Here is a 26,118-nt window from a genome sequence, read left to right as displayed (position 1 = left end):
CCCCGACAGGATGGAAGACATGTCCGCATCGCCGCTCGCCGCACGCCCCTGGCTCGATTCCTACTCGGAAGGCGTTCCTGCCGAGATCGATGAGCCGTCGCAGACGCTGCCGGAGATGCTCTCGGCGAGCGTGAAGGCCTTCGGTCGACGACCGGCACTGGACTTCTTCGGTGCCGTCACGACCTACCGCGACCTCGGCGAGCAGGTCGAACGCGTCGCGGAGGGACTGCGCCGACTCGGGGTCGGTGCGGGCGACAGGGTGGCCCTCGTGCTGCCCAACTGCCCGCAGCACGTCGTGGCCTTCTACGCGATCCTCCGTCTCGGGGCGATCGTGGTCGAGCACAACCCGCTGTACACCGCGCGCGAACTTCGCCACCAGTTCGAGGACCACGGCGCTCGGGTGGCCGTCGTGTGGGACAAGTCCGCCGACACGATCGCGGGTTTCCCCGCCGACGTCAGGGTCGAGCACATCGTGAGCGTCGACATCACCGAGGCGATGCCGCTGTCCAAGCGCCTCGCTCTCCGTCTGCCTCTTCCCCGGGCTCGCGAGGCCCGTGCGAAGCTCAGCGGCACTCCGAAGGCACGGCATCTGATCGCCTGGAAACAGCTCGCCGCCCACCGACGCATCTCACGCCGAGTGCCGGGCCCGAGCGTGGATGACACCGCGCTCCTGCAGTACACCAGCGGCACGACGGGCGTTCCGAAGGGAGCGATCCTCACCCACTCGAACCTCCGAGCCAATGCGATGCAGGGGCGGGCGTGGGTGCCGGGACTCGTCGACGGCGAGGAGACCTTCTACGGCGTGCTGCCGCTGTTCCACGCGTACGGCATGACCCTGTGCCTGACTTTCGCGATGAGCATCGGAGCGAGGCTCGTGCTGTTCCCCGCCTTCGACCTGGGCCTGGTCACGGCGGCAGCGCGCTCGACGCCGCCCACGTTCCTCCCGGCCGTACCGCCGATCTACGATGCTCTCGCCCGCGCGGCCGCCCGAGGGACCATCGACCTCTCGACCGTGCGCTTCGCCATCTCGGGAGCGATGAGCCTTCCCGTCGCGACGGTGAAACGCTGGGAGGAGGCGACAGGCGGCCTGCTCGTCGAGGGCTACGGCATGACGGAGAGCTCGCCGGTGGCGCTCGGCAACCCGATGGGTCCGACACGTCGCCCCGGCACCGTCGGCGTGCCCTTCCCGAGCACGGAGATCCGCGTCGTCGACCCTTCAGACCCGGATGTCGACCTTCCCGTCGGCGAGCCGGGTGAACTGCTCATCCGAGGCCCGCAGGTGTTCCAGGGATACTGGCGGCGCCCAGGCGAGACAGCGGATGCGCTCCTGCCGGACGGCTGGCTCCGCACCGGGGACATCGCCCAGGTGGCCCCCGACGGCTTCGTCACCATCGTCGACCGCCTCAAGGAACTCATCATCACGGGGGGCTTCAACGTATCGCCGAGCGAGGTGGAGGACACACTCATCGCTCACCCCGACGTCGAAGCCGCTGCGGTCGTCGGTCTCCCCAAGCCCCATGGCGGGGAAGAGGTCGTCGCCGCGGTGATGCTCCGCGACGGAGCGACGCTCGACGTCGACGCGCTGCGCGACTTCTGCCGCACCCGGCTCACCCCCTACAAGGTGCCCCGCCGGATCACGGCCGTCGACGACCTGCCCCGCTCGCTGATCGGCAAGGTGCTGCGGCGGCAGGTGCGCGACCAGCTGCTCGCCGACCGCTGAGTCCGCTCCATCCCGGTGGAGGTCGCCGCCGACGGGTGCGACTAACGCCCGGCGCCGTCCGGCCGACAGTCACCCCCGACAGCCCAGGACGGGCCGTCGGGTCCGTGCTCCCCGGAACGCGGACGGATCTTTCCAGGATGGAGCCCATGATCGTCCTCACGCGCCTGAACCGTTCGCGGTTCGCGGTGAATCCCGACCTGATCGAACGCGTCCAGGCCACGCCGGACACGACGCTCATCATGGTCGACGGTGCGACCTTCGTCGTCACCGAGACGATGGATGACGTCATCGCGCAGATCACCCGCTTCCGCGCCGGGGTGCTCGCCACCGCCGCCGGGATGATCGCCTCTGGAACGGACTCGTCGACCCCTGACCCCGAGGTCGGTCTCTGATGGATCCGTCTCTCATCCTCGGGCTGCTTCTGGCATTCGGCGCCCTGATCGCCATGATCAACCTCGAGGGCGCGACCATCGGATCGCTGCTGATCCCCGCCCCGATGGTGCTGGTCTTCGGAGCCACGATCGCCGTCGGCACCGCGAGCGGCACTGTGCGCGACGCACTGCATGCGGTCAAGTCGCTCCCCCGTGCCTTCCGCGGCGAGCGCCGCACGGCCGCCAGCATGATCGACACGGTCGTCGGCTATGCCGAGAAGGCACGCGCCGAGGGTCTGCTCGCCCTGGAGCAGGGCCTGGAGGACGAGAAGGATCCGTTCCTGCGACAGGCGCTGCAGAGCATCGCCGACGGCACGGACGCGGAAGACCTGCGCGTGCTGCTGGAGGACGAGCTCACCTCGACGGCAGCCCGCAACCGCACCGCCTCGCGGTTCTACATGACCCTCGGCGGCTTCGCTCCCACGGTCGGCATCATCGGTACCGTCGTCTCCCTCACGCACGTGCTCGAGAAGCTCGACAAGCCGGACACGCTCGGTCCGATGATCGCGACAGCATTCGTGGCGACGCTGTGGGGTCTGCTCTCGGCCAACTTCATCTGGCTGCCCATCGGCGGTCGCCTGCAGCGACTCGGCGAGCTCGAGGTCGAGCGCATGACGGTGCTGATGGAGGGCATGCTCGCCGTCCAAGCCGGCGCGCCTCCCCAGTTCGTGAACGAGCGCCTGCGAGCGCTCGTGGCCGAGCGTCCCTCTGCCCGATCCGGCCGAAAGGCCCGCACCTCAGCACCCGAGGAGACGGAGCAGGCGTCATGAGCGTCCGTGCCCGTCGCCGCGTGCCGCAGGAGGAGCACAGCGGTCCGGACGAGCGGTGGATGGCGTCCTACATGGACATGGTGACCGTGCTGATGTGCATGTTCATCGTGCTGTTCGCGATGTCGACCGTCGACCAGCAGAAGTTCGAGGCTCTCAGCGCCTCCCTCGCGACGGGCTTCGGTCAGGAGCCGTCCGACGAGATCGACGCGACGACGGGCGTGGTCGTGCCCCCGGAGCTCGTCGACGAGAAGGGCGAGGACTTCGCCGACATCGACCTCGCCGCCGCCCAGACCGAGTTCAACGAGCTCTCCGCGCTCCGCGAGCGTCTGCGTCAGGTGCTCGCCGACAACGGTCTCGAAGCCGATGTCACCTTCACGATCGACGAGCGCGGCCTCACGATCGGCCTGGTGAGCGCGGAGACGTTCTTCGACACGAACAGCACGACGCTCAGCGACAAGGCACTCCTGGTCCTGGATGCCCTCGGCTCCGTGCTGGTGACGACGACCAACGAGATCTCGGTCGAGGGCCACGCCGACGTGCGCGGATCGGTCGCCCCGTATCCGACGAACTGGGAGTTGTCGTCCGGCCGCTCGACCCAGGTGCTGCGGCACCTCGTCGAGTCCTCGGGTCTTCCCCCCGCGCATCTCAAGTCGGTCGGCTTCGGTGACACGCGACCTGTCGCCGCCGGAGACGCACCGGAGGCACTGGCGCAGAACCGCAGGGTCGACATCGTCGTCCTCTCCGATGCGAACGAGGAGGTGCGAGCCCTCATCCCCCAGGCCCAGGCGGGGAAGCCGGCCTCCTGAGCTTCCTGCGCACCTAACGCACGCCGATCACCGCCCGATAGTCCGATTCGTGGTGATCGATAACAGCGTGCGCTCCGAAGTGCGCGCGGGGACGGCGGCAAGGGCCCCCGAAGTCGAGGTGTACGACTTCGGCCGTTCCGCGACCCTCTCCCGCGAGCACACCCGCGCTCTGGAACTCGCGTTCGAGACGTTCTCGCGGCAGTGGTCGGCGCAGCTGTCGGCGAAGATCCACGTGCGGGCCACGATCGCTGTCGAGCACGTCGGCATGATGACCTACGGCGAGTACGCCCAGTCCCTTCCCACCACGACCACCATGATCGTGTGCGCGCTCCCCGACTCCGAAGAGCGCCTCATCGTGCAGCTTCCGACATCGGCCGCGACCGCCTGGATCGTTCAGATGGTCGGTGGACGGGCATCTGTCGCCTCGGAGGATCGCACCTTCACTCCGATCGAGCAGGCACTGATCCGCTCGTTGATCGTCGACGCGATCGACCACCTCACCGGAGCGCTCGACGGGCTCCTCCCCCTCGGCGTCTCGTTCAGCGGCATCCAGTACAGCTCGCAGTTCGCCCAGGTCGCGGCCTCCGGCGAGCCCGTCATCGTCGCGCGGTTCTCGATGCGCCTGGCCGGCCGCACGGTCCCGACGAGCGTGATGCTGCCCGCCTCTGTGCTCGCCGGATTCACCGTGCGCCCCTCTGACAAGGAGCGCTCGGCCGCCCCCGCCCGGATCCGCCGTCAGGTCGAGATCGCGCCGGTCGAGGTGGCACTCCGGCTCGCACCCCGGACCGTGCTGCCGCGTGAGGTGCTCGATCTCTCCGTGGGCGACATCATCGCCTTCCCGCACTCCGCCGACCGGCCGATGGTCCTCACCGTCGGCGATCAGACCGTCGCGACCGCTGCCGTCGGCAGCGCGGGCGCACGGCTGGCCTGTGTCGTCACCACCACCGTCCCCGATCCCGCATCCGCCGAGGAGCCCGTGTGACCAGCACCACCACCTACGAGTCCGCCGTCGCCGCCGCCTTCGCCGCGTCGCTCCCCACGCCCTCGCCCGTCGTCGCTCGTGCCTCGCAGGTCTCCGGCGACACCGGCGACGCCGTGATCGCGCAGTTCGTCGGCGAGGCCAGCGCTCAGTTGGCGGTGCAGCTCTTCGAGCCGGAGATCCTGGTCGATGGGCTCGGCGGCACGCCGCTCACCGACCGGTTGCGTGATGCCCTCGAGACGGCGACCAGCGCGCTGGGTTCCGGCGCTCTGGGGGAGGCCACCATCGGCGATGCATCCGCTCTCTTCGCAGACCCTGCAGTGCAGCTGTTCGACCTGCAGGACGACGCCGACCACACCGTCGGCCGCCTGGCCGTGGTCGTCACCCGCGCACCGGCAGGAGCCGCGAGCTCCTCACGCCGTCTGCACCGGATCGCCGGCGTCGAGATGGAGCTCACGGTCGAGATCGGCCGCACCAGGATGGCCGTGCGCGACGTGCTGGACCTGGAGCCCGGACGCATCGTCGAGCTCGACCGCTCCGCAGGCGCCCCCGCCGACATCAAGCTCAACGGACGCGTCATCGCGCACGGCGAGGTCGTCGTGGTCGACCAGGACTACGCGGTGCGCATCACCCGCATCCTCGAGAACGTCGAGGCCTGACCCTGGACGACCTCCTGCTCGGCCTGCGGGTCGTGCTCTCGCTCGCCGCAGTGCTCGGAGTGCTGTGGTTCCTGCAGCGCCGTGTCGCGCGCACCCAGGCCCGCCGACGCGACAGCGAGGCGATCACGGTGCTCGGGCGCCAGGGGGTCGGCCCGAAGGCGCAGATCGTCGTGATCCAGACCGAGGACGCCAGGTACGTCCTCGGCGTCACGGAGCACGGTGTGAACGTCGTCGATCGGCTGCCGGTCAGACGGACCGACGCGTCGGATGAGGAGCCGCGTGCCGCATGGTCGTCGCCGACCTCGGAGGCGGCTGCGGATGCCGCGGAGTTCGACCGGATCCTCGCCGCGGCGGCTCTGACGGAATCGACGGACGGCTCTCCGGTGGCACCCGCCCCGCAGCGACGTGTGCGGCACCGCAACGATCCGCTGCGCGGTTCCATCCTCTCCCCCGAAACCTGGCGGCAGACCGCCGAGGCCATCCGGCGCACGCGATGAGCGTCGCCCGTGGGGTCGTCGACGGGCGGACGCTGCGACGAATCGCACTGATCCTCGCCGCGGCGCTCGCGCTGGTCGTCGTCCTCACCCTCCTCTCGAGCACGGCCGCCCACGCGCAGGTGACCCCGGACGACCCGGGCGAGGGCATCACGATCGACATCAACGGCGTGGACGGCGGCCCGTCCGGATCGATCCTGACCCTGCTGGGCATCACGCTGCTCTCGGTCGCCCCGGCGCTGCTGCTGATGATGTCGTCGTTCACGAAGATCTTCGTGGTGCTGGCGATGACGAGGAACGCACTCTCGCTTCCGACCATCCCCCCGAACCAGGTGCTGGCCGGCCTCTCGCTCTTCCTGTCGCTGTTCATCATGTGGCCGGTGCTCACCGAAATCAACACGGTCGCGGTGCAGCCCTACATCGACGGCTCGCTCTCGTTCACCCAGGCGATCGACGTGGGGCAGCTCCCCCTGCAGGAGTGGATGCTGCGCTTCACCCGCGAGGAAGACCTCGCCCTCATGACGCGGATGGCCGGCCAACCCAACCCCGAGGACCCCTCCAGCGTCCCGATGTACACGCTCATCCCCGCGTTCATGATCTCCGAGCTGCGGGCCGCGTTCATCATCGGCTTCGTGATCTTCATCCCGTTCCTGGTGATCGACCTGGTCGTGGCCGCGGCCCTCATGTCGATGGGCATGATGATGCTCCCGCCCGTCATGATCTCGCTGCCGTTCAAGATCCTGCTCTTCATCCTCGTGGACGGCTGGGGGCTCATCATCAGAGCCCTCCTGGAGAGTTACGGAGGAGTCGGATGAGCCCGGAAGCGGTCATCGACATCGGGACGCAGGGACTGATCATCGCGGCGAAGCTCGCCGCCCCCGTCCTGGTCACCGCCCTCGTCGTCGGCTTCGCGATCTCGCTGCTCCAGTCCATCACCCAGGTGCAGGAGGTGACGCTGTCGTTCGTGCCGAAGATCGTCGCCGTCGGCATCGCACTGCTCATCGCCGGCAACTGGATGATCGCCGAGATGATCGCCTTCACCAACGAGATGTTCGCCCGCATCCCCTCGCTGTTGAGCGGATGACGGCGTGTACATCCCCATCGACTTCGCCTGGCTGGAGGCCACGATGCTCACCGCGGTGCGCATCACGGCCTTCATCATGATCGCTCCGCCGTTCTCGTACGGGGCGATCCCGGTGCGCGTGAAGGCGATGCTCGCGATCGGGCTCTCCCTCGCCGTCGGCACCGCCGTCGCTCCCGGGTACGAGAACCTCGACACCGGCCCCTTCCTCGGCGCGCTCGTGCTTCAGCTCGTCACCGGCGCCCTGCTGGGGTTCCTGGTACTGCTGTGCTTCTCGGCGCTCCAGGCCGCGGGCAGCCTGATCGACGTCTTCGGCGGGTTCCAGCTCGCGCAGGCGTTCGATCCCCACTCGATGGTCAACGGCGCGCAGTTCACGCGGCTGTTCCACATCACCGCGCTCACGCTGCTGTTCGCCTCGGGCGGCTACCAGTTGATCCTGGCCGGGCTCGCGCGGAGCTTCGAGGCCGTGCCCGTCAACGGCATCTTCCAGGTGGCCGGCCCCGCCGAACTGCTCGTCGACGGGGTGACGCAGCTCGTGCTGGCGGCCGTGCAGATCGCGGGACCGCTTGTGCTCGTGCTGTTCCTCGCCGACGTCGGACTCGGACTCATCACCCGTGTCGCCCCCGCCCTCAACGCGTTCGCGATGGGCTTCCCGGTGAAGATCCTGCTGACCCTGCTGCTCGCCGGAGCCGTGTACGCCGTGCTCCCCGGCATCGTCGACGCCCTCGCCGCCAACGCGCTGCGGCTGATGCAGGGGGTGCACGAATGAGCGGGACCGACAGCGGCGAACGCAGCGAGAAGGCGACAGACAAGCACCTCAGCGAAGCGAGGAAGAAGGGTCGCCTGTCGCGCAGCCAGGACCTCACGGCCTGGCTCGGCATCGGTGCCGCGGCCGTCACGATGCCCGCCGCGATCGCCCTCGGGGCCTCCGCGGGCACGGAGCAGCTCCTCACTCTCGACTCCCTGGTCGCCGCCCCCACCCCCGCAGCCGCACTCGCGGCGCTGGGCCGCGGCCTCGCCTCCGTGCTCCCGACGCTCACCGTGATGCTGACGGCCGTCGCGATCGTCACCCTGATCGGCGCGGTCATCCAGGGCGGTGTGCACCTGCGCCCGCTGACAGGTCGCTTCGAGCAGTTCAACCTCGTCAACGGCGTGCGTCGCGTGTTCGGCATGCAGGCCCTCTGGGAGGGCGCCAAGGCCCTCATGAAGACCGCGGCCATCGGCATCGCGCTCTGGTTCGTGATCGCGAGCCTGATGCCCGTGCTGACCGCGAGCGGAGCGCACTCCGTCTCCCGCCTGCTCGGCATCGCGAGCGAAGGCACGACCGCCCTGCTGCAGACCGCGATCGCGGTGGGACTCGCCCTCGCCGCCATCGACATGTTCGTGGTGATGCGACGCAACCGCAAGCACACGCGCATGACCAAGCGTGAGATCCGCGACGAGAGCAAGAACTCCGAAGGCGATCCGTTGATCCGCCAGCAGCGACGCTCGCGGCAGCTGGCGGTGAGCCGCAACCGCATGATCGCGGCCGTCGCCGGCTCCGACGTGGTGGTCGTCAACCCCACGCATATCGCGGTCGCACTGCGGTACGAACCCGGCAGAGCCGCCCCCAAGGTCGTGGCCAAGGGCAGCGGCGTGATCGCGGAGCGCATCCGCGACGAAGCCGTGCGCGCCGGGGTTCCCCTGGTGCGCGAGATCACCCTCGCCAGGGCTCTGCATGCCGCCTGCGAGCTCGGGCATGAGATCCCCGAAGACCTGTACAACGCCGTGGCCCGTGTGCTCGTGTTCGTCGACTCGCTGCGACGACGCGGAGCCGCCCGCGGCATCCACTCCCTTCCCTACCGGAGGACCGCATGAGACAGCTGCTTCCCAAGCTCGGAGTGCCGATCGGCGTCGTGGGCATCATCATGCTCCTCGTCGTGCCGGTGCCGCCGTTCCTGCTCGACATCCTCATCATCCTGAACATCATGTTCGCCCTCGTGATCCTGCTCACGTCGATGTTCGTGAAGAAGCCGCTCGACTTCTCGGTCTTCCCCTCGCTGCTGCTCGTGGCGACGCTGTTCCGCCTGGGGCTCAACGTGGCCTCCACCCGTCTGGTGCTCGGCGAGGCATATGCGGGACAGGTCATCGAGGCGTTCGGCGCGATCGCGGTCGGCGGTTCCCTCATCATCGGCGCGGTCGTGTTCCTCATCCTCGTCGTCATCCAGTTCGTCGTGGTCACCAAGGGTGCGGAGCGTGTCGCGGAGGTCGGCGCGCGCTTCACGCTCGACGCGATGCCCGGCAAGCAGATGGCGATCGACGCCGACCTCAACGCCGGACTCATCACCGACGCGGAGGCCCGCGAGCGCCGCGCCGAGGTGGCCGCGGAGGCCGACTTCTACGGAGCGATGGACGGCGCGTCCAAGTTCGTCAAGGGCGACGCCATCGCCGGACTCGTCATCATCATCATCAACATCGTCGGCGGCATCGCGATCGGCATCGTGCAGCACGGGATGACGATCGACGAGGCCGTGAGCACCTACAGCCTCCTGACGATCGGCGATGGTCTGGTCACGCAGATCCCTGCCCTGCTGATGGCCGTCTCCACCGGCATGATCGTGACCCGTTCCACCGCGGAGGCGGAGATGGGCACCGCGGCATCCGCCCAGCTCGGGCAGTCGCGCAACGCCCTCATCATCGCCGGGTGCGCGGCGATCATCATGTCGCTCATCCCCCACATGCCGATGCTGCCGTTCGTCGCGATCGGCGCGGCGCTGCTGCTGATCGCGCAGCGGATCAAGGCCACGCAGAAACGCGACGAGGCCGCAGCGGCGCAGACTCCGTCGACCGTCCCCACCGACCAGCCGGAGGAGCTCATCGAGAAGATGCGCGTGCACCCTCTGGAGATCCTGCTCGCGCCCGACATCGTCGACCTGGTCACGGGAGGCCCCGACGACCTGCTCGCGCGTGTGAAGGCCCTCCGGCGCCGTGTCGCCCTCGATTTGGGCCTCGTCACGCCACCTGTCCGCACGCGCGACAGCATCGAGCTGCCGCAGGCGACGTACGTCATCCGGATCGCCGGGGTCGAGACCGGTCGCGGAACGGCACCCGTCGGTTCGGTGCTCGCACTCGGGCAAGGGCTGGACAGCCTTCCCGGCATGGCGACGCTCGACCCCGTCTTCGGGCTCGAGGGCAAGTGGATCCCCATGGAGATGCGTCACAGCGCGGAGTTCGCGGGAGCCACCGTGATCGACCGCGCCAGTGTGATCATCACCCACCTGTCCAGCGTGATCCACGCCCACGCTGCCCGGCTGCTCAGCCGCGAGGACGTGCGCCAGCTCACCGACGCTCTCAAGCAGGCGTCGCCCGCCGCGGTCGAGGAGCTCACGCCCGTGCTGCTGTCGTTGGCAGAGGTCCAGCGCGTGCTGCAGGGACTCCTCGCGGAGCGGGTGCCCATCAACGACCTCACCCGCATCTACGAGGCGCTCGCGCTGCGGGCCAGGGCCTCCACCGAGCCCGAGGGCCTGATCGAGGCCGCCCGCGCCGCCCTGGGCCCCGCGATCGCGGCCCGGTTCGCCGATGCCGGAACCCTGCGCGTCGTGATGATCCACCCTCTGCTCGAGCAGGCGATGCTCGAGAGCCTGCGCTCGAGCGACGAGGGCAGTCAGATCGTGTTCGACCCACAGCGCATGGAGGCCGTGATCGAGTCCGTGAAGCAGGCTGTCTCCGCCGTGCGCGAGGGCGGCGAACCGGTGCTGGTGTGTGCGCCCTCGCTGCGGCCGGCCGTGCGACGTCTCGTCTCCGCGCAGACCGACGGGCTCCCCGTGCTGTCGTACAACGAGGCGACGGCAGCCGCCCTCACGATCGAGACGGTCGGCGTCGTGAGCGACATCCCCGCACCGGCAGTCGGTGTCGTCCCCGCAGCACTAGGCTGAACGAATGCTGGTGTTGACGAGGCGGATCGGTGAGAGCGTGTGCATCGACGGCGGCATCGAGGTCACGCTGCTCGAGATCAAGGGCGACAGCGTGCGCATCGGCGTGAAGGCGCCGCGCGAGACGCGCATCCAGCGCACCGAGATCATCGAAGCGGTCGTCGCCGAGAACGTGTCGGCTGCCGCCGAGACGGGTGCCGACGCCGAGGATGCGATCGTCGCGGCCCTCGCGAGAGGACGAGAGACCCGCACGCCGTAGTCAGCGCCCGCAGCGGTCAGCCGCGCAGTCGGACGTCGCTCAGATCGTCCGCGTTGGCGCGCTTCCACTGGTCGCCGCCGGCGGCTCTGGCTCTGATGGCCGCGCGGTCCGCTGCGGCACGCAGCAGGTCGTAGTCGTAGCCGACGACGGTTACGGGCGCCCAGCCGATGCTGGCGGAGGAGCGGATACCGTTCGCGGACGCATCCTGTTCGACGATCGCGATGCGGGTGAGCATGGCGCGCAGGTGGTAGCGCACAGCCTCGTCGCTGGCGCGGATGATGACGATCGCCCTCCCGTCCTCGATCCGGTCGGCGTCCGCCGCTGCCGGCAGCGCCTCTTCGATGTCCTCGTGGAAACGATCGACGATGCGGGCGAACGCCGCGCCGGTCGACGCCTCGCGCAGGTCGACGGGATCGTCGAGCCGGATGTCGAGGATCGACCACGGTTGATCGTTCTGCGCCTCCGCCTTCCGCAGGCGTCGGCGGACGCGGTCCGCTCCCTCGGTGCCAGCACCGGCAGCCGCCTTGTCCCCGGCCCGCACCAGCAGGACGAGGGTGAAGGCCGCGCAGGTGCTCACCACGAGAGTCCCCACGGCGTTCATGCCCCGCAGCGCGCTCAGCTGCTCCTGCGTCCCCTCGCTGCCGGACACGAGGGCGGAGGCGGCGCTCACGACCGCCACGACGACGAAACCGCACGAGGCGAGCGCCAGGGGCAGGACGATGTCCCTGGCCACCGGTCGTCCGCGCAGAAGCTCGTAGGCGACCATGCCCGCGAATACGCCGCTGGCGACGAAGACGGCATGGAATGTGGGCAGATACCCGGGTGTCCCCGCCGTCGCGACCAGCAGGACGGGGGCCGCCACCAGGAAGGGGATCACCACCCACCAGGATGCGCGTCGACCGAAGTGCTGCCGCAGTCCGATCCATACCAGCGGCTCGAAGCACAGCATCAGCGCAGATGCCGCCGCGCGCAGCATAGGCTCGTCGGTCTGCTGCCCCGCGAGCCAGAGGTAGGAACCGAGCACGCCAGACCCGAAGGCAGCGGCCCACGTCACGGTCGCGCGGCTCGGGCGGGCGAGAGTGCCGAGCCCGACCACCAGCGCGGTCAGGACCGTGACGACAGCCACCATGCTCGTGGTGATGTCGACGCTCACGGGAACGAGAGGACTCATGCGCGGTTCTCCTTCGCCGGGCGATGCGGGAACCGCAGTGTCACCCTGGTGCCGGTGCCCGGTTCGCTGCACACCTCGATGGTGCCCTCGTGGGTGGCGACGATCTCCCTCGCGATCCCCATGCCGAGCCCCGTTCCGCCGATGCCGGCGCGCATGGCGCTCTCGGCCCGGAAGTACGGCTCGAACACGCGCGCGAGGTCTTCCTGGGTCATCCCCGTTCCGTTGTCGGCGACCGCGAGTTCCGCGCTCCCGTCCGGTCCTGTCGAGAGCTGCACGGTGATGTCGCCTCCGGCGGGGGTGTACTTGACGGCGTTGCTGAGCAGGTTGTCCAGCACCTGACGGAGGCGGAAGGCATCACCTGAGACGAGGAGACCACCCTCCCCCTCGATCGTGAGACTCTGCCTGCTCCCGGCGATGAGCGGTGCATAGGATGCGGCGGACGCTTCGACGAGTTCACGCAGGTCGACGGGGGCGAACGGCTCCGGGGCCGTGTGGCTCGTCTGCTCCAGGATGCTCCCGACGAGCTCCTGCATGCGATCGCCCGCGTGCGCGATGATCTCGAGCTGAGCGGGCACCCTGCCCGGCAGGTCCTCGCGTTCTCGCAGCAGCTCCACGTGGCCGATGATCGCGGTGAGCGGGTTGCGCAGTTCGTGCGAGACGACCGCGGTGAACGCTCGGCGCTCCTCCTCGACCTCGAGCATCGCGGTCACGTCGTCGATCACGACCAGGGTGATGTCCTCGCCCTCGCCCGCGGTCGCCATCGGCTGCGTGCTCACCCCGAGCGCTTTCCAGCGTCCGCTCCCGTCGTACAGCCACACCCTCTCGGAATGCAGCGCCTCTCCCCGTGCCGCCCTGGCGAGCGTCGTCTGGGTCGGGGGTACGGCGTTGCCGCGGCGCGCATCGTATTCGACCGACGCGGAGGGCAGCGCGGCTCCGAAGCGGTCGCGTCCGTACAGCGATCTGTAGGCGTCGTTCATCTGCAGGATGCGGCCGCTCGAGGTGACGACCACGAGCGCGGCGCCCAGCGCGTCCACGATCTGTGTGACCCGACGCTGGTTCGCCTCTGCGCGCTCCGCCGCACGATTGACCTGCTCCGACCGTCGCTGGAGGAGCCGCCGCGCCGCGCGCGAACGTTGCGCCCCGATCCGCACCGTGACGCCGAGGAACCCGAGCGTGATCACGAGAGTCAGAAGCCGCAGCAGGATGTCGGCCGGGGTGCCGTTCTGATCCGCGAAGACCACCAGGGTGCCGCTGATGAAGGCGATACCTCCGAGCACCCACGGCAGGGAGAAATAGGTCGCCAGCCATACGACGGGAAACACCCAGAGGAAGCCGAGGCGGATGTCGGGCGCGTTCGTCGTGAAGCCGACGGCGAGGGCGTCCAGGAGCGGGACGGCAGCCACCGCGCTGTGCGGAAGCCGATGCCAGGGCACGGCCAGCGTCGCCACAGTGGTCACGACGACGAGCGCGATGCCCGTGACGATCAGCGGATTGGCGAAGGTCTGCGGCTTGAAGGCGGTGATCATCACCACGATGGCCACGATGCTGCCCATGAACACCAGCTGCCAACGCCAGATCGACACGGTGCGGATCATGCTCTTCGCCCGCCCTCCGGTCGATCCTCAGCTTTCCCGCAAGATTACTCAAAGATCGGTACAGCCCGCTCTTCGGGCGGCTTCGCACCCCTAGCATTCTGAGTGGGGCCGAAACTGCGACTGGGGAACAACGCAGACGCCGGGGCCAGGCGAGTGGGGATTCGCAGGCATCCGGGGCCGCGGCTGGGGAGCCGCGGCTCCGCCCGGCTCAGTTCGGTTCGATCGATGCGGGGGTCAGGCGATAGCCGACCCCGCGCACGGTCTCGACGTAGCGGGGGGCGCTCGTGCTGTCTCCGAGCTTCCGCCGCAGGTTCGCGATATGCGTCTCGATCGCACGCTTGTCCGGTTCGCTCACATGATCGTTCGAGCCGACGGGGAGGCCCCGCAGCCCGCGGGCGAGCTCGGCCTTGCTGCACACGCGCTGCTTCGCCTCGAGCAGCGCGGCGAGCAGATCGAACTCGGTCGGGGTGAGGTCGATCCGCCGTTGGCCGATCAGGACCATGCGCGTGTCGAGGTCGAGGCTGAGGTCTCGGTGCACACGCCCACGCCAGGTGAGCACGGTCGCACCGTCAGCCAGCGGATCGGACTCGACAGGTGCGCGCGGGGCCGCAGCGCTGCGGGCGTCCGGGAGGTGAGGACGACGAAGGAGAGCCTCGATCCGGGCCCGCAGCTCTCGCGGCCGGAACGGCTTCACCAGATACTCATCGGCGCCGGAGGTGAGCCCCAGCACCACGTCTGACTCATCCGAGAGCGCGGAGAGCATGATGATGAAGGTGCCGCTGACCCGTCGGATGCGCCGCGCCACCTCGAAGCCGTCGATGCCGGGAAGGTTGATGTCGAGGGTCGTGATGACCGGGCGGTGCCGCTCGACGGCCGCGAGACCGTCCGTGCCTGACCCCGTGAGGATCGTCTCGAAGCCCGCAGCGAGGAAGACCTCGTCGAGAAGCGACCGCACGTCCGGGTCGTCTTCGATGATCACGGCGACCAGTGCGCGGACGTCCCCCGCGCTCACGAGATGCTCTCGCGCGTGATCGTGACGAAGCGCGGTGCGTCGGCGTCCAGCTCCGACGGATCGACGTCCGCCGCGCCGACGGGCCGCTCCACCTCGATGTCCCACCACGAGTCGGCGAGCTCCTCGGCCATGCCGCGCCCCCACTCGACCACCACGACGGACCGCTCGAGGTCGAGGTCGAGGTCGTCGAGCTCGGCGGCGGAGCCGAGTCGGTACGCGTCGACGTGCACCAGTGGCGCTCGTCCGACGAGTGAGGGATGCGTGCGGGCGATCACGAAGGTCGGGCTCTGCACGGGACCGCGCACTCCCAGCCCCTCGGCGAGCCCACGGGTGAACGTGGTCTTCCCCGCGCCGAGCGGGCCGGTCAGCACGAGCAGGTCGCCCGCCTCGAGCTGCTCGCCGATGCCCAGACCCAGCTGCTCCATCTCCTCGGCGGTCGCGATCTCCCGGCGGCCCAGGAAGGCCGGATCCACGCTCACGATGTCCTCCGAGGCACCCGGTGGCCGATCCTGGTGACGATCTCGTAGTTGATGGTGTCGGCGGCTTCCGCCCAGTCCGTGGCCGAGGGCACACCGAGCGTGGGGTCGCCGAACAGCACCACTTCGTCGCCGATCGAGACGGGCGTGTCACCGACATCGACCACGAACTGATCCATGGCGATGCGTCCGACGTTCAGGAACCGGCGCCCGCCGATCGAGACAGGGAGCTTCCCCGAGGCGTTGCGCGGCACGCCGTCGGCGTATCCGAGCGGCACCAGCACGAGCGTGGTGTCCCGGTCGGTGCGGTGGTCGTATCCGTAGGAGACCCCTGTCCCCGCCGGCACGCGACGGACGGCGGCGATCGCGCCACGGAGGGTCATGGCCGGACGCAGCCCGAGTTCAGCGGAGCTGCGGTCGTCGAAGGGCGAGAGCCCGTAGAGGCCCACGCCGATCCGCACGGCATCGAGGCGCATCTCGGGCAGGTCTATCGCAGCGGCGGTGGCTGCGATGTGCCGGATCTCGGGGTGGATGCCGAACGACGCAGCGGTCGCGACCCCCTCCTCGAACTTCGCGAGCGCGGCTCTGTCGTCGTCCACGGAGGTGTTGGAGAGATGGCTGAAGAGCCCGACGATGCGCAGGCGCCCGATGCGCTCGAGACGCGCCGCCTCCGCCAGCACACGCCCCCAGTCCGCCGGGGCGATGCCGTTGCGCGACAGCCCCGTCTCGAACTTCAGGTGCACACCGACCGGCCGGTCGACGGCAGCGGCCGCACCGGCCGCCTCCAGCTGATCGAACGACGAGATACCGACCTCGATGTCCTGGGCTGCGGCGTGCTCGAACCTCTCCCCCGGTGCGTGCAGCCACGCCATGATCGGCGCATGCACGCCCTGCCTGCGCAGCTCGAGTGCCTCGGGGATCTCGGCGACACCGATCCGCGTGGCGCCGGCCGAGAGCGCGGCCACCGCCGCTGAAGCTGCGCCGTGACCGTAGGCATTGGCTTTCACGATGGCGATCACCTCGACGCCGGTGAGGCGTCGGAAGTGCCGGACGTTGTCGGCGATGGCATCGAGATCGACGGTCGCTTCTCGGAAGGGGACGGTCACAGCGGTGCTCCTTCGGCGACGACGAACGCCGCAGCGAGGCCGGCGTCGTGGGTGAGGGTCAGATGCAGCGTGAGGATGCCTCGTTCCGCGACGACGGCGGCCGTCGATCCGGTGAGCACGAAGTGCGGGCGGCCGGAGGGTTCGGAGGCGATCTCGATCTCGGTCCAGTGCACGCCGTCCGATCCGCCCAGCGTCTTGATCAACGCCTCCTTGGCGGCGTAGCGCGCGGCGAGAGATGGCAGCCGCAGGGTGCGCTCCGACGGCGCGAAAAGACGTTCACGCAACCGCGGCGTCCGTTCCATCGTCCGCTCGAACCGCGGGATGTCCACGAGGTCGATGCCGGTTCCGATGATCACCCGTTCAGCCTACCGAGCATGATTCCGGTTCAAATCGCCCAAATGGCTCCGTTTCCCCTGGAAACGAAGCCATTTGCGCGATTCGAAGGCCGGGTCTACTCGACCGTGACCGACTTCGCGAGGTTGCGCGGCTGGTCCACGTCGAGACCCTTCGCGGTCGCCAGCGCCATCGCGAAGATCTGCAGCGGCACGACAGCGAGCAGCGGCTCGAACATCGCCCCGGCGAGCGGGATGCGGATGACCTCGTCGGCGAAGGGCAGAACGGCGGCGTCGCCCTCTTCCGCCACCACGATCACGCGGGCACCGCGGGCGCGGATCTCCTGGATGTTCGAGACGACCTTGGAGTGCACGAGCGCGGAGTGGCGCGGCGACGGCACCAGCACGAACACGGGCTGCCCCGGCTCGATCAGCGCGATCGGACCGTGCTTGAGCTCGCCGGCGGCGAAGCCCTCGGCGTGGATGTAGGAGATCTCCTTGAGCTTGAGCGCACCCTCGAGGGCGATCGGGAAGCCCACGTGACGACCGAGGAAGAGCACCGAACGAGTGTCGGCCATCCAGCCGGCGAGCTGCGTCACGTGCTCCTGCTCGCTGTCGAGGACCTTGGCGATCTTCTCGGGGAGTGCGGCGAGCTCTGCCGCGTCGATCGAGGCGTCGACCACGGTGCCGCGAACCCGGCCCATGTGCAGGCCGAGCAGCAGGAGCGCGGTGATCTGCGCCGAGAACGCCTTGGTCGAGGCCACAGCGACCTCGGGACCGGCGTGCGTGTAGACCACGGCGTCGGACTCACGCGGGATGGTGGCCCCCTGCGTGTTGCAGATGGACAGCGTACGTGCGCCGCGTTCGCGGGCGTACTTCACCGCCATCAGCGTGTCCATCGTCTCGCCCGACTGGCTGATCGACACGACGAGGGTGTCGGCGCCGATCACGGGATCGCGGTAGCGGAACTCGTGCGCGAGCTCGACGTCGACCGCCACACGCGCCCACTGCTCGATCGCGTACTTGCCGACCAGCGCCGCGTACGAGGCCGTGCCGCAGGCGGTGATGATCACCCTGTTGATGCCGACGAAGAGCTCATCCAGACCGTCGAGCTCGGGGATCACGACCTGGCCTTCGTGGATGCGCCCGCGGATGGTGTTCGCCACCGCCTCGGGCTGCTCCGCGACCTCCTTGGCCATGAAGCTCGACCATCCGCCCTTCTCAGCGGCGGCCGCGTCCCATGACACGTCAAAGGGCTCGGGCTCGACGGGCGTACCGGCGAAGTCGGTGACCGTGACGGAGTCCGGGGTGATCGAGACGATCTGGTCCTGGCCGATCGCGAGCGCCTTGCGCGTGTGCTCGATGAAGGCGGCGACGTCGGAGCCGAGGTAGTTCTCGCCCTCGCCGAGTCCGATCACGAGCGGTGAGTTGCGGCGGGCGCCGACGACGAGACCCGGGTGATCCTGGTGCATCGCCAACAGGGTGAACGCACCCTCGAGGCGATTCACGATGCTGCGGAAGGCAAGCTGAAGGTCGCCCCCGTTGGACGCGTACTCCCGCCCGAGCAGGGCCGCGGCGACCTCGGTGTCGGTCTCGCTGCGGAACACGACGCCGTCGGCGAGGAGTTCGTCGCGCAATGCCGCGAAGTTCTCGATGATGCCGTTGTGGATGACCGCGAGCTTGTCGTCGTCGGCGAGGTGCGGGTGCGCGTTGCCGTCCGTCGGGCCCCCGTGCGTCGCCCAGCGGGTGTGCCCGATGCCGGTCGATCCGTCGGGGAGCGGCGCATCGGCGAGCGAGTCGCGCAGCACGGCGAGCTTTCCCGCCTTCTTGCGCATCCCGAGCGCACCGGTGCCGTCGATGACCGCTACTCCGGCAGAGTCGTATCCGCGATACTCCAGGCGTGCAAGGCCTGCGAGAAGGATGTCCTGGCTGGGCCGCGGGCCCACGTATCCGACGATTCCACACATGGGATCAAGAGTAAGACGCGTTTTTTGCGAGCCGTCCGTACAATCCGGCGTCGGCGGGCGGCCTCAGAGCTTGCGCAGCAGCACGCTCTCCACGTCGTGATCCGCGCCCTTGCGCAGGACGAGCCGTGCACGGTGCCGGGTGGGCATCACGTTCTCCACCAGATTCGGCATGTTGATCTCGTTCCAATATCCCAGTGCAGTGGTGATCGCCTCCTCGTCGGTGAGGTGCGCGAACACGTTGAAGTACGACGAGGGGTTGCTGAACGCGGCCTGGCGGAGTGCGAGGAAGCGGTCGACATACCACTTCTCGATGTGCGAGGTGTCGGCGTCGACGAAGATCGAGAAGTCGAACAGGTCGCTCACGGCCACGTCGTTCGGAGCGGGTGGCGGCTGCAGCACGTTCAGCCCCTCGACGATGACGACATCGGGACGCCGCACCACGACGTTCGCGTCCGGCACGATGTCGTACCGCATGTGGGAGTAGAACGGAGCCCGCACCTCTGCAGCACCGCTCTTGACCTCGGTGAGGAACTCGATCAGCGCACGGCGGTCGTAGGACTCGGGGAAGCCCTTGCGATCCATGATGCCGCGGCGCTCGAGCTCCGCGTTCGGGTAGAGGAACCCGTCCGTGGTCACCAGTTCCACCCTCGGCGTTCCCGGCCAGCGGCTCATGAGTTCACGCAGCAGGCGCGCGATCGTCGACTTGCCGACGGCGACCGAACCGGCGACGCCCACGACGAACGGCGTGGTGGTGTCGTCCTCCTGGAGGAACGACGAGGTCGCGGCGCCCAGCCGCTTGGTCGACGTCGCGTAGAGGCTGAGGAGTCGGCTCAGCGGCAGATACACCTCGCGCACCTCGGTGAGCGAGAGGCGGTCCCCGATGCCCCGCAGCTCGACGACCTCGGTCTCGGTGAGCGGCTGGTCGAGCCCGGCGGCGAGGCGCGCCCATTCCGCACGCCCGATCTCCCGATACGGAGACAGCGGCAGCGTGGGGTCGACGGTGGTCACGGAGACCATCGTATCGGCGCGCTCACGGGTCGACGCCCGGCTGGAGAGTATTCTCATCCCGTGCGCCTGGGAGTCCTCGACATCGGATCCAACACCGTCCACATGCTCGCGGCCGACGTCCGCCCTGGCGGACGCCCGCTCGCGACGACGAGCGACAGGACGGTGCTGCGCCTCATGCGCTACCTCACCCCCGACGGCGCCATCGCGGAGGAGGGCGTCGTGGCACTCGAAGCCGCGGTCGCGCAGGCGCGACGGGTGGCGGAGAGCGAACGCGTCGATGCGTTGCTCGCCACCGCGACCAGCGCGGTGCGGGATGCTCGCAACGGCGCTGACGTCATCGCCCGCATCGAAGCTGCCCTGGGCCAGCCGCTCCAGGTCCTCGACGGCGAGACGGAGGCCGAGCTGACCTTCCTCGCGGTGCGACGCTGGTTCGGCTGGTCAGCGGGCCAACTCCTGCTCCTCGACATCGGCGGGGGCTCGCTGGAGATCGCCGCGGGAGCCGAGGAGCTGCCGGATGCAGCCGTCTCGGTGCCTCTGGGCGCCGGACGTATGACCGTGCAGTTCCTGCCGGACGACCCTCCCGGCGAGGCCGATGTCGAACGACTGCGCATCCACGCGACCGCGACTCTGGCCGCCGTGCTGCCGAAGTTCGCCGCGCTCTCCCGCCCCGACCACGTCGTGGGATCGTCGAAGGCCATCCGATCCTTGGCCCGGTTGGTCGGATACCCGGCCCAGGGATGGTCCGGAAGCGAGCGGATGCTCCTCCCCCGCGCAGCGCTCGGTTCCTGGATCCCCCGCCTCGCCCGTCTACCCGCCTCCGCCCGGCAGGAGCTGCCCGGCATCACGCCTGATCGGACGTTCCAGATCGTGGCAGCGGCGGTGTCTCTGCATGCCGCGATGACCGCGCTCGACGTGGACGAGCTCGAGGTCTCACCGTGGGCGTTGCGCGAGGGCGTGCTGCTGCGGTACATCGAGCAGCTGAGCTGGAGCGACTCTCGCCGCTGAGCGACACGTGACCCGAGATGAACATCTCCTGTTGCCGCCGCCTGCGCGCCGGTATCCTCTGACCCAAGCGAGCACCCGCCCGACCGCACGGAGGAGGACGGGAGGTGAACGCCCGGCGGACCGACCAGATGGTCGATGCCGTCCCGTGATCATCGGCGTCGGGGGGTGCTGAGTGGTTCCAGGAGATGCGACGACGGTCGGTTCGACGGAGTTGAGCGCGCACGGTGTGCACGCAGTGGAGGGCCTCGCATCCCTTCGGGCGACGAAGCGCGCGCCGGGGCCCGTGACCCTGTTGTCCATGCAGGGCAGCACCACGGAGCTCGCGATCGACACCACGGCGACGCACCCCGACCACGCGATCCTCGCCTTCGTCGACGCCGCCGCGCTCTCGGCGAAGGAACAGAACGGCCCGTGGACACCCGTCGAGAGCGGGCTCGTGGTCGCGCCGCCCGGCATCACCGAACGGGTGCGCTGCGTGGGTTCATGGCACATCACCGCCGCGTACGTCCCCCGCGCCGCGCTGGGGGCGTTCGTCGCCGCGCTGCCCTCCGAAGCCTGGGTCCTGGAAGAGCGACGCCCTCTCGATCGGGCGATGCAGGCTTTCATCGAGCAGGTGCTGGCCGTCGACGACGACCCCACGCCCATCGAACGGTATGCGATGGAGCACCTGATCGTGGAGATGAGCGGAGCGGTGCTGCTCGACCGCGTCGATACCGCATCCGGACCGCGCTCCGCTCACGCCGCTCTCCGCGATCGTGCGGTCGCTCTCATCGCGCAGCAGTGCGGCGACCCCGGACTGAACCCAGCACGGGTCGCCCGCGAGGTGCAGACCTCCCTCCGCCAGCTCCAGGTGGTCTTCGCCGAGGTGGAGAACACGGTCGCCGGGGAGATCAGACACCGTCGGGCACGCCTGGCTCGCTCGCTGCTCACCGACAGCAGATTCGACGATCTGACCGTCGAGCAGATCTCGCAGCGCTCGGGCTTCGCCTCTCCCATCAGCCTGCGTCGCGCCATCGAGGAGGACTACGGTGCCACGCCCCGGGCGTTGCGCACCCACCGCGGCACCGCACAGCACAACGGTGAACGCGAAACGGCCGACCGCTGAGATCAGCGGTCGGCCGTTTTCGATCACGGGGTCAGAGCGACAGACGTTCCTGCACGACCTCGGCGAGGCGGCCGGCGTAGGCGTGCACGGACTCCGCGTCGGAGGCCTCGACCATCACCCGCACCAGCGGCTCGGTGCCGGACTTGCGCAGCAGCACCCTTCCGGAGTCGCCGAGTTCGGACTCGATGTCGCGCACGGCCTGCTGCACGACCTCGTCCTCCGACACACGGTCCTTGTCGACGTCGCGCACGTTGATCAGCACCTGCGGGTACACCGTCATGACCGATGCGAGCTCGGCGATCGACTTCTGCTGCCGCGCCATCTCGGCGACCAGGTGCAGGCCGGTGAGGATTCCGTCGCCTGTGGTGGCGTACTCGCTCATGATCACGTGCCCGGACTGCTCTCCGCCGAGCGCATATCCGCCCTCGTTCATGTCCTCGAGCACGTAGCGGTCACCCACAGCGGTCTGGCGCACGGTGATGCCGTGCTCGCGCATGGCGACGTGCAGACCCAGGTTGCTCATCACCGTCGCGACGAGGGTGTCGTCGGTCAGGTGTCCGCGCTCCTTCATGGAGACCGCGAGGATGGCCATGATCTGGTCGCCGTCGATGTGGTTGCCCTCGGCATCCACGGCGAGGCAGCGATCGGCGTCGCCGTCGTGGGCGATGCCGATGTCGGCCCCCAACCGCACGACGGCCTCGGCGAGGTTGTCGAGATGGGTCGAGCCGACGCCGTCGTTGATGTTCCAGCCGTCGGGATCGGCACCGATGACGGTGACCTCGGCTCCCGCATCGCGAAACGTCTCCGGGGAGACACCTGAGGCGGCTCCGTGGGCGCAGTCGAGCACCACGTGGATACCGTCCAGGCGGTTCGGGAGCGACCCGAGTAGGTGCATGACGTAGCGGTCCTCGGCGTCGGAGAACCGATCGATGCGTCCCACACCGGCGCCCGTCGGACGCAGTTTCTCGCCGGACATGGCCTCTTCGATGCGCCGCTCGACCTCGTCGGGAAGCTTGCGGCCCCCGCGCGCGAAGATCTTGATCCCGTTGTCGGGGGCGGCGTTGTGCGATGCCGAGATCATCACACCGAAGTCGGCGTCACGGTCGGCGACGAGGAACGCGAGCGCGGGCGTCGGAATGACTCCCGCCTCGAGCACGTCCACTCCCGAGGAGGCGAGACCGGCGGCGACTGATGCGGCGATGAAATGCCCGGAGACCCTGGGATCGCGGGCGACCACTGCGGTGAGTCGCTTGCCTTCAGCCTTGCGAGCCTCCGCAGTACGGCCCTGGCCCAGGACGACAGCAGTCGCCTGGGCCAGGGTGAGCGCCAGGTCGGCGGTGAGGATGCCATTGGCGAGCCCTCGCACACCGTCCGTGCCAAAGATCGGCATCGGAGCAGTTGACCTTAACGCTTCGAGTACTGAGGCGCCTTACGGGCCTTCTTGAGTCCAGCCTTCTTGCGCTCCTTCACGCGAGCGTCGCGCGAGAGGAAGCCGGCCTTCTTCAGGGTCGGACGGTTGTTCTCCTCGTCGATGCCGTTCAGCGAACGGGCGATGCCGAGGCGAAGCGCACCGGCCTGGCCCGAGGGGCCTCCGCCGGAGATGCGCGCGATGACGTCGTATGCACCGGCGAGGTTCAGCACGGTGAACGGGTCGTTGATCAGCTGCTGGTGCAGCTTGTTCGGGAAGTAGTCCTCGATCGTGCGGCCGTTGACCGTGATCGTGCCCGAGCCGGGGACGATGCGCACGCGGGCGATGGCCTGCTTGCGACGGCCGACAGCGGCGCCCGGGACGCTGAGGACGGGGCGGGGAGCCGCCTCGACCGCGTCGGTCTCGGGAGTCGACGTCGAGAAGTTCTGGGGGGTTTCGGTGGTGTCCTGGATGTCAGCCACGAGTATGTCCTTAAGTCTTTACGGCGCTTACTGGGCGACCTGGTCGAGGGTGTACGGCGTCGGCTGCTGTGCAGCGTGCGGGTGCTCGGCACCGACGTACACCTTGAGCTTGGACAGCTGCTGGCGGCCGATGCTGTTCTTGGGGAGCATGCCACGGATGGCCTTCTCGACAGCGCGGACCGGGTTCTTCTCGAGGAGCTCGGCGTAGGTGACCGACTTCAGGCCGCCCGGGTAGCCGGAGTGGCGGTAAGCCAGCTTCTTCTGGAGCTTCTGACCGGTGAGCGCGACCTTGTCGGCGTTCACGATGATGACGAAGTCACCCGAGTCGATGTGGTTGGCGAAGGTCGGCTTGTGCTTGCCACGCAGGAGCGTAGCGGCGTGCGAAGCCAGACGGCCGAGAACGACGTCGGTGGCGTCGATGACGACCCAATCGCGCTGGACTTCGCCAGCCTTGGGAGTGTAAGTGCGCGTCACGATAGTGCTGCTTTCTTGTGTCGAACGGAGAAGTTCGTGAATCCCACTCCGGGGTGGTTCTTCCCGACGGGGAGGAACACGCCAGTGGAGGGCTCACGTTCGGACGATGCACCTTCTCCGCGGACGGGGAAAGGCACCAAAGGGAAATCATACGCCACCGGTGCCGTATGCCCAAACCACCGCTCAGTCGGGCTTGACCGTGACGAGGATCGGGCGGTGATCGCTCGCTCCCTGCGGCAGGGTCGTGATGCGTTCGATGTCGAAGCCCGTCGACGTGGCGAAGTCGTAGTGGCCGCGGAACACCCGGTAGCGCGTGTAGGTGTGGTCGTCACTGAGGGAGAGTGCGTACCCGTGGTCGCGCACGGCCTGGCCGAGATTCTCCTTGAAGATCGGATAGTTGTAATCGCCGACCATCAACTGCGGCAATCCGTGGCCGAGCGCGGCGAGCTCGGTGAGCGCGGCACGGATCTGGTGACGACGCAGGGAGTTCAACGCGGTCAGCGGAGCCGCGTGGAAGGAGGCGACGATGAAGTCCTGACCGTCGTCGATGTCACGCAGTCGCGCGCCGAGCACGCGCTCGTGAGCGGGTTTCGCGATCCGGTCGTGCAGGGACTTCTTGAGGCCGAGCATGCGGATCGCCTGCAGGTGGAACGTGCTCGCACGGTAGAAGAGCGCGAGCCCGAGACGATTGCCCTGGGTGGCGTCGGCGAGCACGAGGTCGCCGATCTGCGCCGGCAGCGCAGGGACATCGCACTCCTGCAAGCAGAGGATGTCGGGATCGTGCTCGCGCACCAGAGTCGCGAGCTCGCCCGCGGCTCGATGCTTCTGGAGGTTGTACGAGATGACCTTCATGACCGTTCAACGCTACTCCGGCACGCTGTGCATCGGCTCCGGGTTGCACGCGGTGAAACGTCTGCGCTAGTGGCCGCTCCCGTGCGGCTCACGCGCTCAGGGTGCCAGGGGTCGCCGGCAGGTCGCGCGTCAGTCCCGGTCTCGACGCGCGCGTGTCTGGGCCGCCCGTGAAGAGAGCAGGTCGTCGGCGGGGTACCCGACCTCGGTGAGGATCAGCCCCCGTGCCGCCAGCACCTTGAACTCGCTGGTGCGGGTGAGGGCATCGCGCAGCACCACGAGGTCGTCGACGTCGAGGCGCCCCTCCCCGACCGCCACGCACGCTCCGACGAGTGCGCGCACCATGCTGTGGCAGAACGCGTCGGCCTTGACCTCCGCGACGAGCACGCCGTCGGCGTCGCGCTCCCAGCGGTAGTCGAGCAGCGTGCGGATCGTCGTCGCCTCCTCACGAGGCTTGCAGTACGCCGCGAAGTCGTGGAGTCCGATCAGAGTCCGCGCCGCAGCATCCATCGCGCGCTCATCCAGGCGGCCGCGGACGACGGTCGTGTCGTGGCGCCGCAGCGGGTCGTACCCCGCCTGGCCGTCCGCGAGGCGATAACGATAGCGTCGCCAGACGGCGGAGAATCGCGCGTCGAAGCCCTCCGGCGCGATCGACGTCCGCGTGACCGTCACATCCGAGTAGGCGCCGAGCACACCCCGCATGCGGCCGGCGATGGTCTCCGCCGGCTCCAGCGGAGCCCTGCCCTGCCTGGCCTCGATGCGCGACCACTGCTTCTCGTCGAGGTCGACGTGCGCGACCTGACCGCTCGCGTGCACGCCGGCGTCGGTGCGACCAGCGACCACGAACTGCACGTCCGAGCCCACGATGCGCGCGAGCGCGGCCTCCAACGTGCCCTGCACGGTGCGCAGAGTCGGTTGTTTCGCCCACCCGCGGAAGTGGGTGCCGTCGTAGGCGATGTCGAGCCGGATGCGCACTCGGCAAGCCTAGGACAAACACCCCTCGGCCGACCCGACGCTC

Annotated in this window: 28 protein-coding genes; 15 read left to right on the top strand and 13 right to left on the bottom strand. The window is 69.0% G+C overall.

The annotated features are described in order from the left end of the window. Positions 1–19: 19 nt before the first annotated feature. The 13 genes from RN51_RS08930 to csrA all read left to right on the top strand — a co-directional run bounded on the left by RN51_RS08930 (position 20) and on the right by csrA (position 11,110). A complete protein-coding gene (locus RN51_RS08930; protein ID WP_045263700.1) occupies positions 20–1,720 on the top strand; it encodes a long-chain-fatty-acid--CoA ligase in 1,701 nt (566 codons plus the stop codon). A gap of 146 nt (positions 1,721–1,866) precedes the next feature. Then, a complete protein-coding gene (locus RN51_RS08925; protein ID WP_045263699.1) occupies positions 1,867–2,112 on the top strand; it encodes a flagellar FlbD family protein in 246 nt (81 codons plus the stop codon). Then, positions 2,112–2,921 (top strand): motility protein A, encoded by an 810-nt coding sequence (locus RN51_RS08920; RefSeq protein WP_045263698.1) that lies wholly within the window; start codon positions 2,112–2,114, stop codon positions 2,919–2,921. Before RN51_RS08925 ends, RN51_RS08920 begins: the two co-directional genes overlap by 1 nt. After that, positions 2,918–3,727 (top strand): OmpA/MotB family protein, encoded by an 810-nt coding sequence (locus tag RN51_RS08915; protein ID WP_045263697.1) that lies wholly within the window; start codon positions 2,918–2,920, stop codon positions 3,725–3,727. The genes RN51_RS08920 and RN51_RS08915 overlap by 4 nt, the downstream gene beginning before the upstream one ends. A gap of 49 nt (positions 3,728–3,776) precedes the next feature. After that, positions 3,777–4,709 (top strand): flagellar motor switch protein FliM, encoded by a 933-nt coding sequence (locus RN51_RS08910; protein WP_052674657.1) that lies wholly within the window; start codon positions 3,777–3,779, stop codon positions 4,707–4,709. Continuing rightward, the gene (fliN, locus tag RN51_RS08905) at positions 4,706–5,365 is read left to right on the top strand and encodes a flagellar motor switch protein FliN (RefSeq protein ID WP_045263696.1); all 660 of its coding nucleotides are present in this window, start codon (positions 4,706–4,708) and stop codon (positions 5,363–5,365) included. Before RN51_RS08910 ends, fliN begins: the two co-directional genes overlap by 4 nt. A 32-nt stretch (positions 5,366–5,397) precedes the next feature. Continuing rightward, positions 5,398–5,862 carry a FliO/MopB family protein gene (locus RN51_RS08900; protein ID WP_231579263.1) on the top strand — a complete coding sequence of 155 codons (465 nt, stop codon included), beginning with the start codon at positions 5,398–5,400 and terminating at the stop codon, positions 5,860–5,862. Next, a complete protein-coding gene (gene fliP / locus RN51_RS08895) occupies positions 5,859–6,674 on the top strand; it encodes a flagellar type III secretion system pore protein FliP (RefSeq protein WP_045263694.1) in 816 nt (271 codons plus the stop codon). The genes RN51_RS08900 and fliP overlap by 4 nt, the downstream gene beginning before the upstream one ends. Further along, a complete protein-coding gene (gene fliQ, locus RN51_RS08890) occupies positions 6,671–6,943 on the top strand; it encodes a flagellar biosynthesis protein FliQ (protein ID WP_017828226.1) in 273 nt (90 codons plus the stop codon). The genes fliP and fliQ overlap by 4 nt, the downstream gene beginning before the upstream one ends. A gap of 4 nt (positions 6,944–6,947) precedes the next feature. Further along, complete coding sequence (locus RN51_RS08885; RefSeq protein ID WP_045263693.1) at positions 6,948–7,709, top strand: flagellar biosynthetic protein FliR; 762 nt, start codon at positions 6,948–6,950, stop codon at positions 7,707–7,709. Next, positions 7,706–8,797: an EscU/YscU/HrcU family type III secretion system export apparatus switch protein gene (locus tag RN51_RS08880; RefSeq protein WP_045263692.1), complete on the top strand. Its 1,092-nt coding sequence runs from the start codon at positions 7,706–7,708 to the stop codon at positions 8,795–8,797. The genes RN51_RS08885 and RN51_RS08880 overlap by 4 nt, the downstream gene beginning before the upstream one ends. Continuing rightward, the gene (locus tag RN51_RS08875) at positions 8,794–10,854 is read left to right on the top strand and encodes a flagellar biosynthesis protein FlhA (protein ID WP_045263691.1); all 2,061 of its coding nucleotides are present in this window, start codon (positions 8,794–8,796) and stop codon (positions 10,852–10,854) included. Before RN51_RS08880 ends, RN51_RS08875 begins: the two co-directional genes overlap by 4 nt. A 4-nt stretch (positions 10,855–10,858) precedes the next feature. Then, a complete protein-coding gene (csrA, locus tag RN51_RS18795; RefSeq protein ID WP_045263690.1) occupies positions 10,859–11,110 on the top strand; it encodes a carbon storage regulator CsrA in 252 nt (83 codons plus the stop codon). 16 nt (positions 11,111–11,126) lie between these two features. Here the strand turns inward: csrA and RN51_RS08865 are convergent, their stop codons facing one another. From RN51_RS08865 to coaA, 8 genes are all read right to left on the bottom strand, one after another. After that, the gene (locus RN51_RS08865; protein WP_045263689.1) at positions 11,127–12,281 is read right to left on the bottom strand and encodes a hypothetical protein; all 1,155 of its coding nucleotides are present in this window, start codon (positions 12,279–12,281) and stop codon (positions 11,127–11,129) included. Then, the gene (locus tag RN51_RS08860) at positions 12,278–13,876 is read right to left on the bottom strand and encodes a sensor histidine kinase (protein ID WP_045263688.1); all 1,599 of its coding nucleotides are present in this window, start codon (positions 13,874–13,876) and stop codon (positions 12,278–12,280) included. Before RN51_RS08860 ends, RN51_RS08865 begins: the two co-directional genes overlap by 4 nt. Before the next feature lie 208 nt (positions 13,877–14,084). Continuing rightward, on the bottom strand, positions 14,085–14,888 hold the full coding sequence (locus tag RN51_RS08855; RefSeq protein ID WP_045263687.1) for a response regulator transcription factor: 804 nt from the start codon (positions 14,886–14,888) through the stop codon (positions 14,085–14,087). Beyond that, positions 14,885–15,367: a tRNA (adenosine(37)-N6)-threonylcarbamoyltransferase complex ATPase subunit type 1 TsaE gene (tsaE, locus tag RN51_RS08850; RefSeq protein ID WP_045263686.1), complete on the bottom strand. Its 483-nt coding sequence runs from the start codon at positions 15,365–15,367 to the stop codon at positions 14,885–14,887. The genes RN51_RS08855 and tsaE overlap by 4 nt, the downstream gene beginning before the upstream one ends. Then, complete coding sequence (alr, locus tag RN51_RS08845; protein WP_045263685.1) at positions 15,364–16,470, bottom strand: alanine racemase; 1,107 nt, start codon at positions 16,468–16,470, stop codon at positions 15,364–15,366. The genes tsaE and alr overlap by 4 nt, the downstream gene beginning before the upstream one ends. Beyond that, positions 16,467–16,826, bottom strand: a complete 360-nt coding sequence (locus tag RN51_RS08840) for a holo-ACP synthase (protein WP_045263684.1) — start codon at positions 16,824–16,826, stop codon at positions 16,467–16,469. The genes alr and RN51_RS08840 overlap by 4 nt, the downstream gene beginning before the upstream one ends. A gap of 95 nt (positions 16,827–16,921) precedes the next feature. Further along, a complete protein-coding gene (gene glmS, locus RN51_RS08835) occupies positions 16,922–18,769 on the bottom strand; it encodes a glutamine--fructose-6-phosphate transaminase (isomerizing) (RefSeq protein WP_045263683.1) in 1,848 nt (615 codons plus the stop codon). A 63-nt stretch (positions 18,770–18,832) separates the two neighbouring features. Then, positions 18,833–19,786, bottom strand: a complete 954-nt coding sequence (coaA, locus tag RN51_RS08830) for a type I pantothenate kinase (RefSeq protein WP_045263682.1) — start codon at positions 19,784–19,786, stop codon at positions 18,833–18,835. A gap of 51 nt (positions 19,787–19,837) precedes the next feature. Here coaA and RN51_RS08825 point away from each other — a divergent pair, with 51 nt between their 5' ends. Both RN51_RS08825 and RN51_RS17995 read left to right on the top strand, forming a co-directional pair. Beyond that, positions 19,838–20,782, top strand: a complete 945-nt coding sequence (locus RN51_RS08825) for a Ppx/GppA phosphatase family protein (protein WP_045263681.1) — start codon at positions 19,838–19,840, stop codon at positions 20,780–20,782. 298 nt (positions 20,783–21,080) lie between these two features. Then, on the top strand, positions 21,081–21,887 hold the full coding sequence (locus RN51_RS17995) for a helix-turn-helix transcriptional regulator (protein ID WP_156149151.1): 807 nt from the start codon (positions 21,081–21,083) through the stop codon (positions 21,885–21,887). Between the two features lie 31 nt (positions 21,888–21,918). On the opposite strand, the gene glmM is transcribed toward RN51_RS17995, so the two are convergent. The 5 genes from glmM to truA all read right to left on the bottom strand — a co-directional run bounded on the left by glmM (position 21,919) and on the right by truA (position 26,075). Beyond that, on the bottom strand, positions 21,919–23,277 hold the full coding sequence (glmM, locus tag RN51_RS08815; RefSeq protein WP_045263680.1) for a phosphoglucosamine mutase: 1,359 nt from the start codon (positions 23,275–23,277) through the stop codon (positions 21,919–21,921). 14 nt (positions 23,278–23,291) lie between these two features. Next, a complete protein-coding gene (gene rpsI, locus RN51_RS08810) occupies positions 23,292–23,777 on the bottom strand; it encodes a 30S ribosomal protein S9 (protein ID WP_045263679.1) in 486 nt (161 codons plus the stop codon). Between the two features lie 27 nt (positions 23,778–23,804). After that, positions 23,805–24,251, bottom strand: a complete 447-nt coding sequence (gene rplM, locus RN51_RS08805) for a 50S ribosomal protein L13 (RefSeq protein WP_045263678.1) — start codon at positions 24,249–24,251, stop codon at positions 23,805–23,807. Between the two features lie 183 nt (positions 24,252–24,434). Beyond that, the gene (locus tag RN51_RS08800; protein WP_045263677.1) at positions 24,435–25,103 is read right to left on the bottom strand and encodes an endonuclease/exonuclease/phosphatase family protein; all 669 of its coding nucleotides are present in this window, start codon (positions 25,101–25,103) and stop codon (positions 24,435–24,437) included. Positions 25,104–25,232: 129 nt separating this feature from the next. Then, the gene (gene truA / locus RN51_RS08795) at positions 25,233–26,075 is read right to left on the bottom strand and encodes a tRNA pseudouridine(38-40) synthase TruA (RefSeq protein ID WP_045263676.1); all 843 of its coding nucleotides are present in this window, start codon (positions 26,073–26,075) and stop codon (positions 25,233–25,235) included. Positions 26,076–26,118: the final 43 nt, after the last annotated feature.

The sequence above is a fragment of the Microbacterium oxydans genome, assembly GCF_000956405.1.
GTDB classification, from domain to species: domain Bacteria; phylum Actinomycetota; class Actinomycetes; order Actinomycetales; family Microbacteriaceae; genus Microbacterium; species Microbacterium oxydans_C.
The sequence above is the reverse complement of the archived record's forward strand: the minus strand, read 5'-3'. Positions and strand labels throughout refer to the sequence as shown.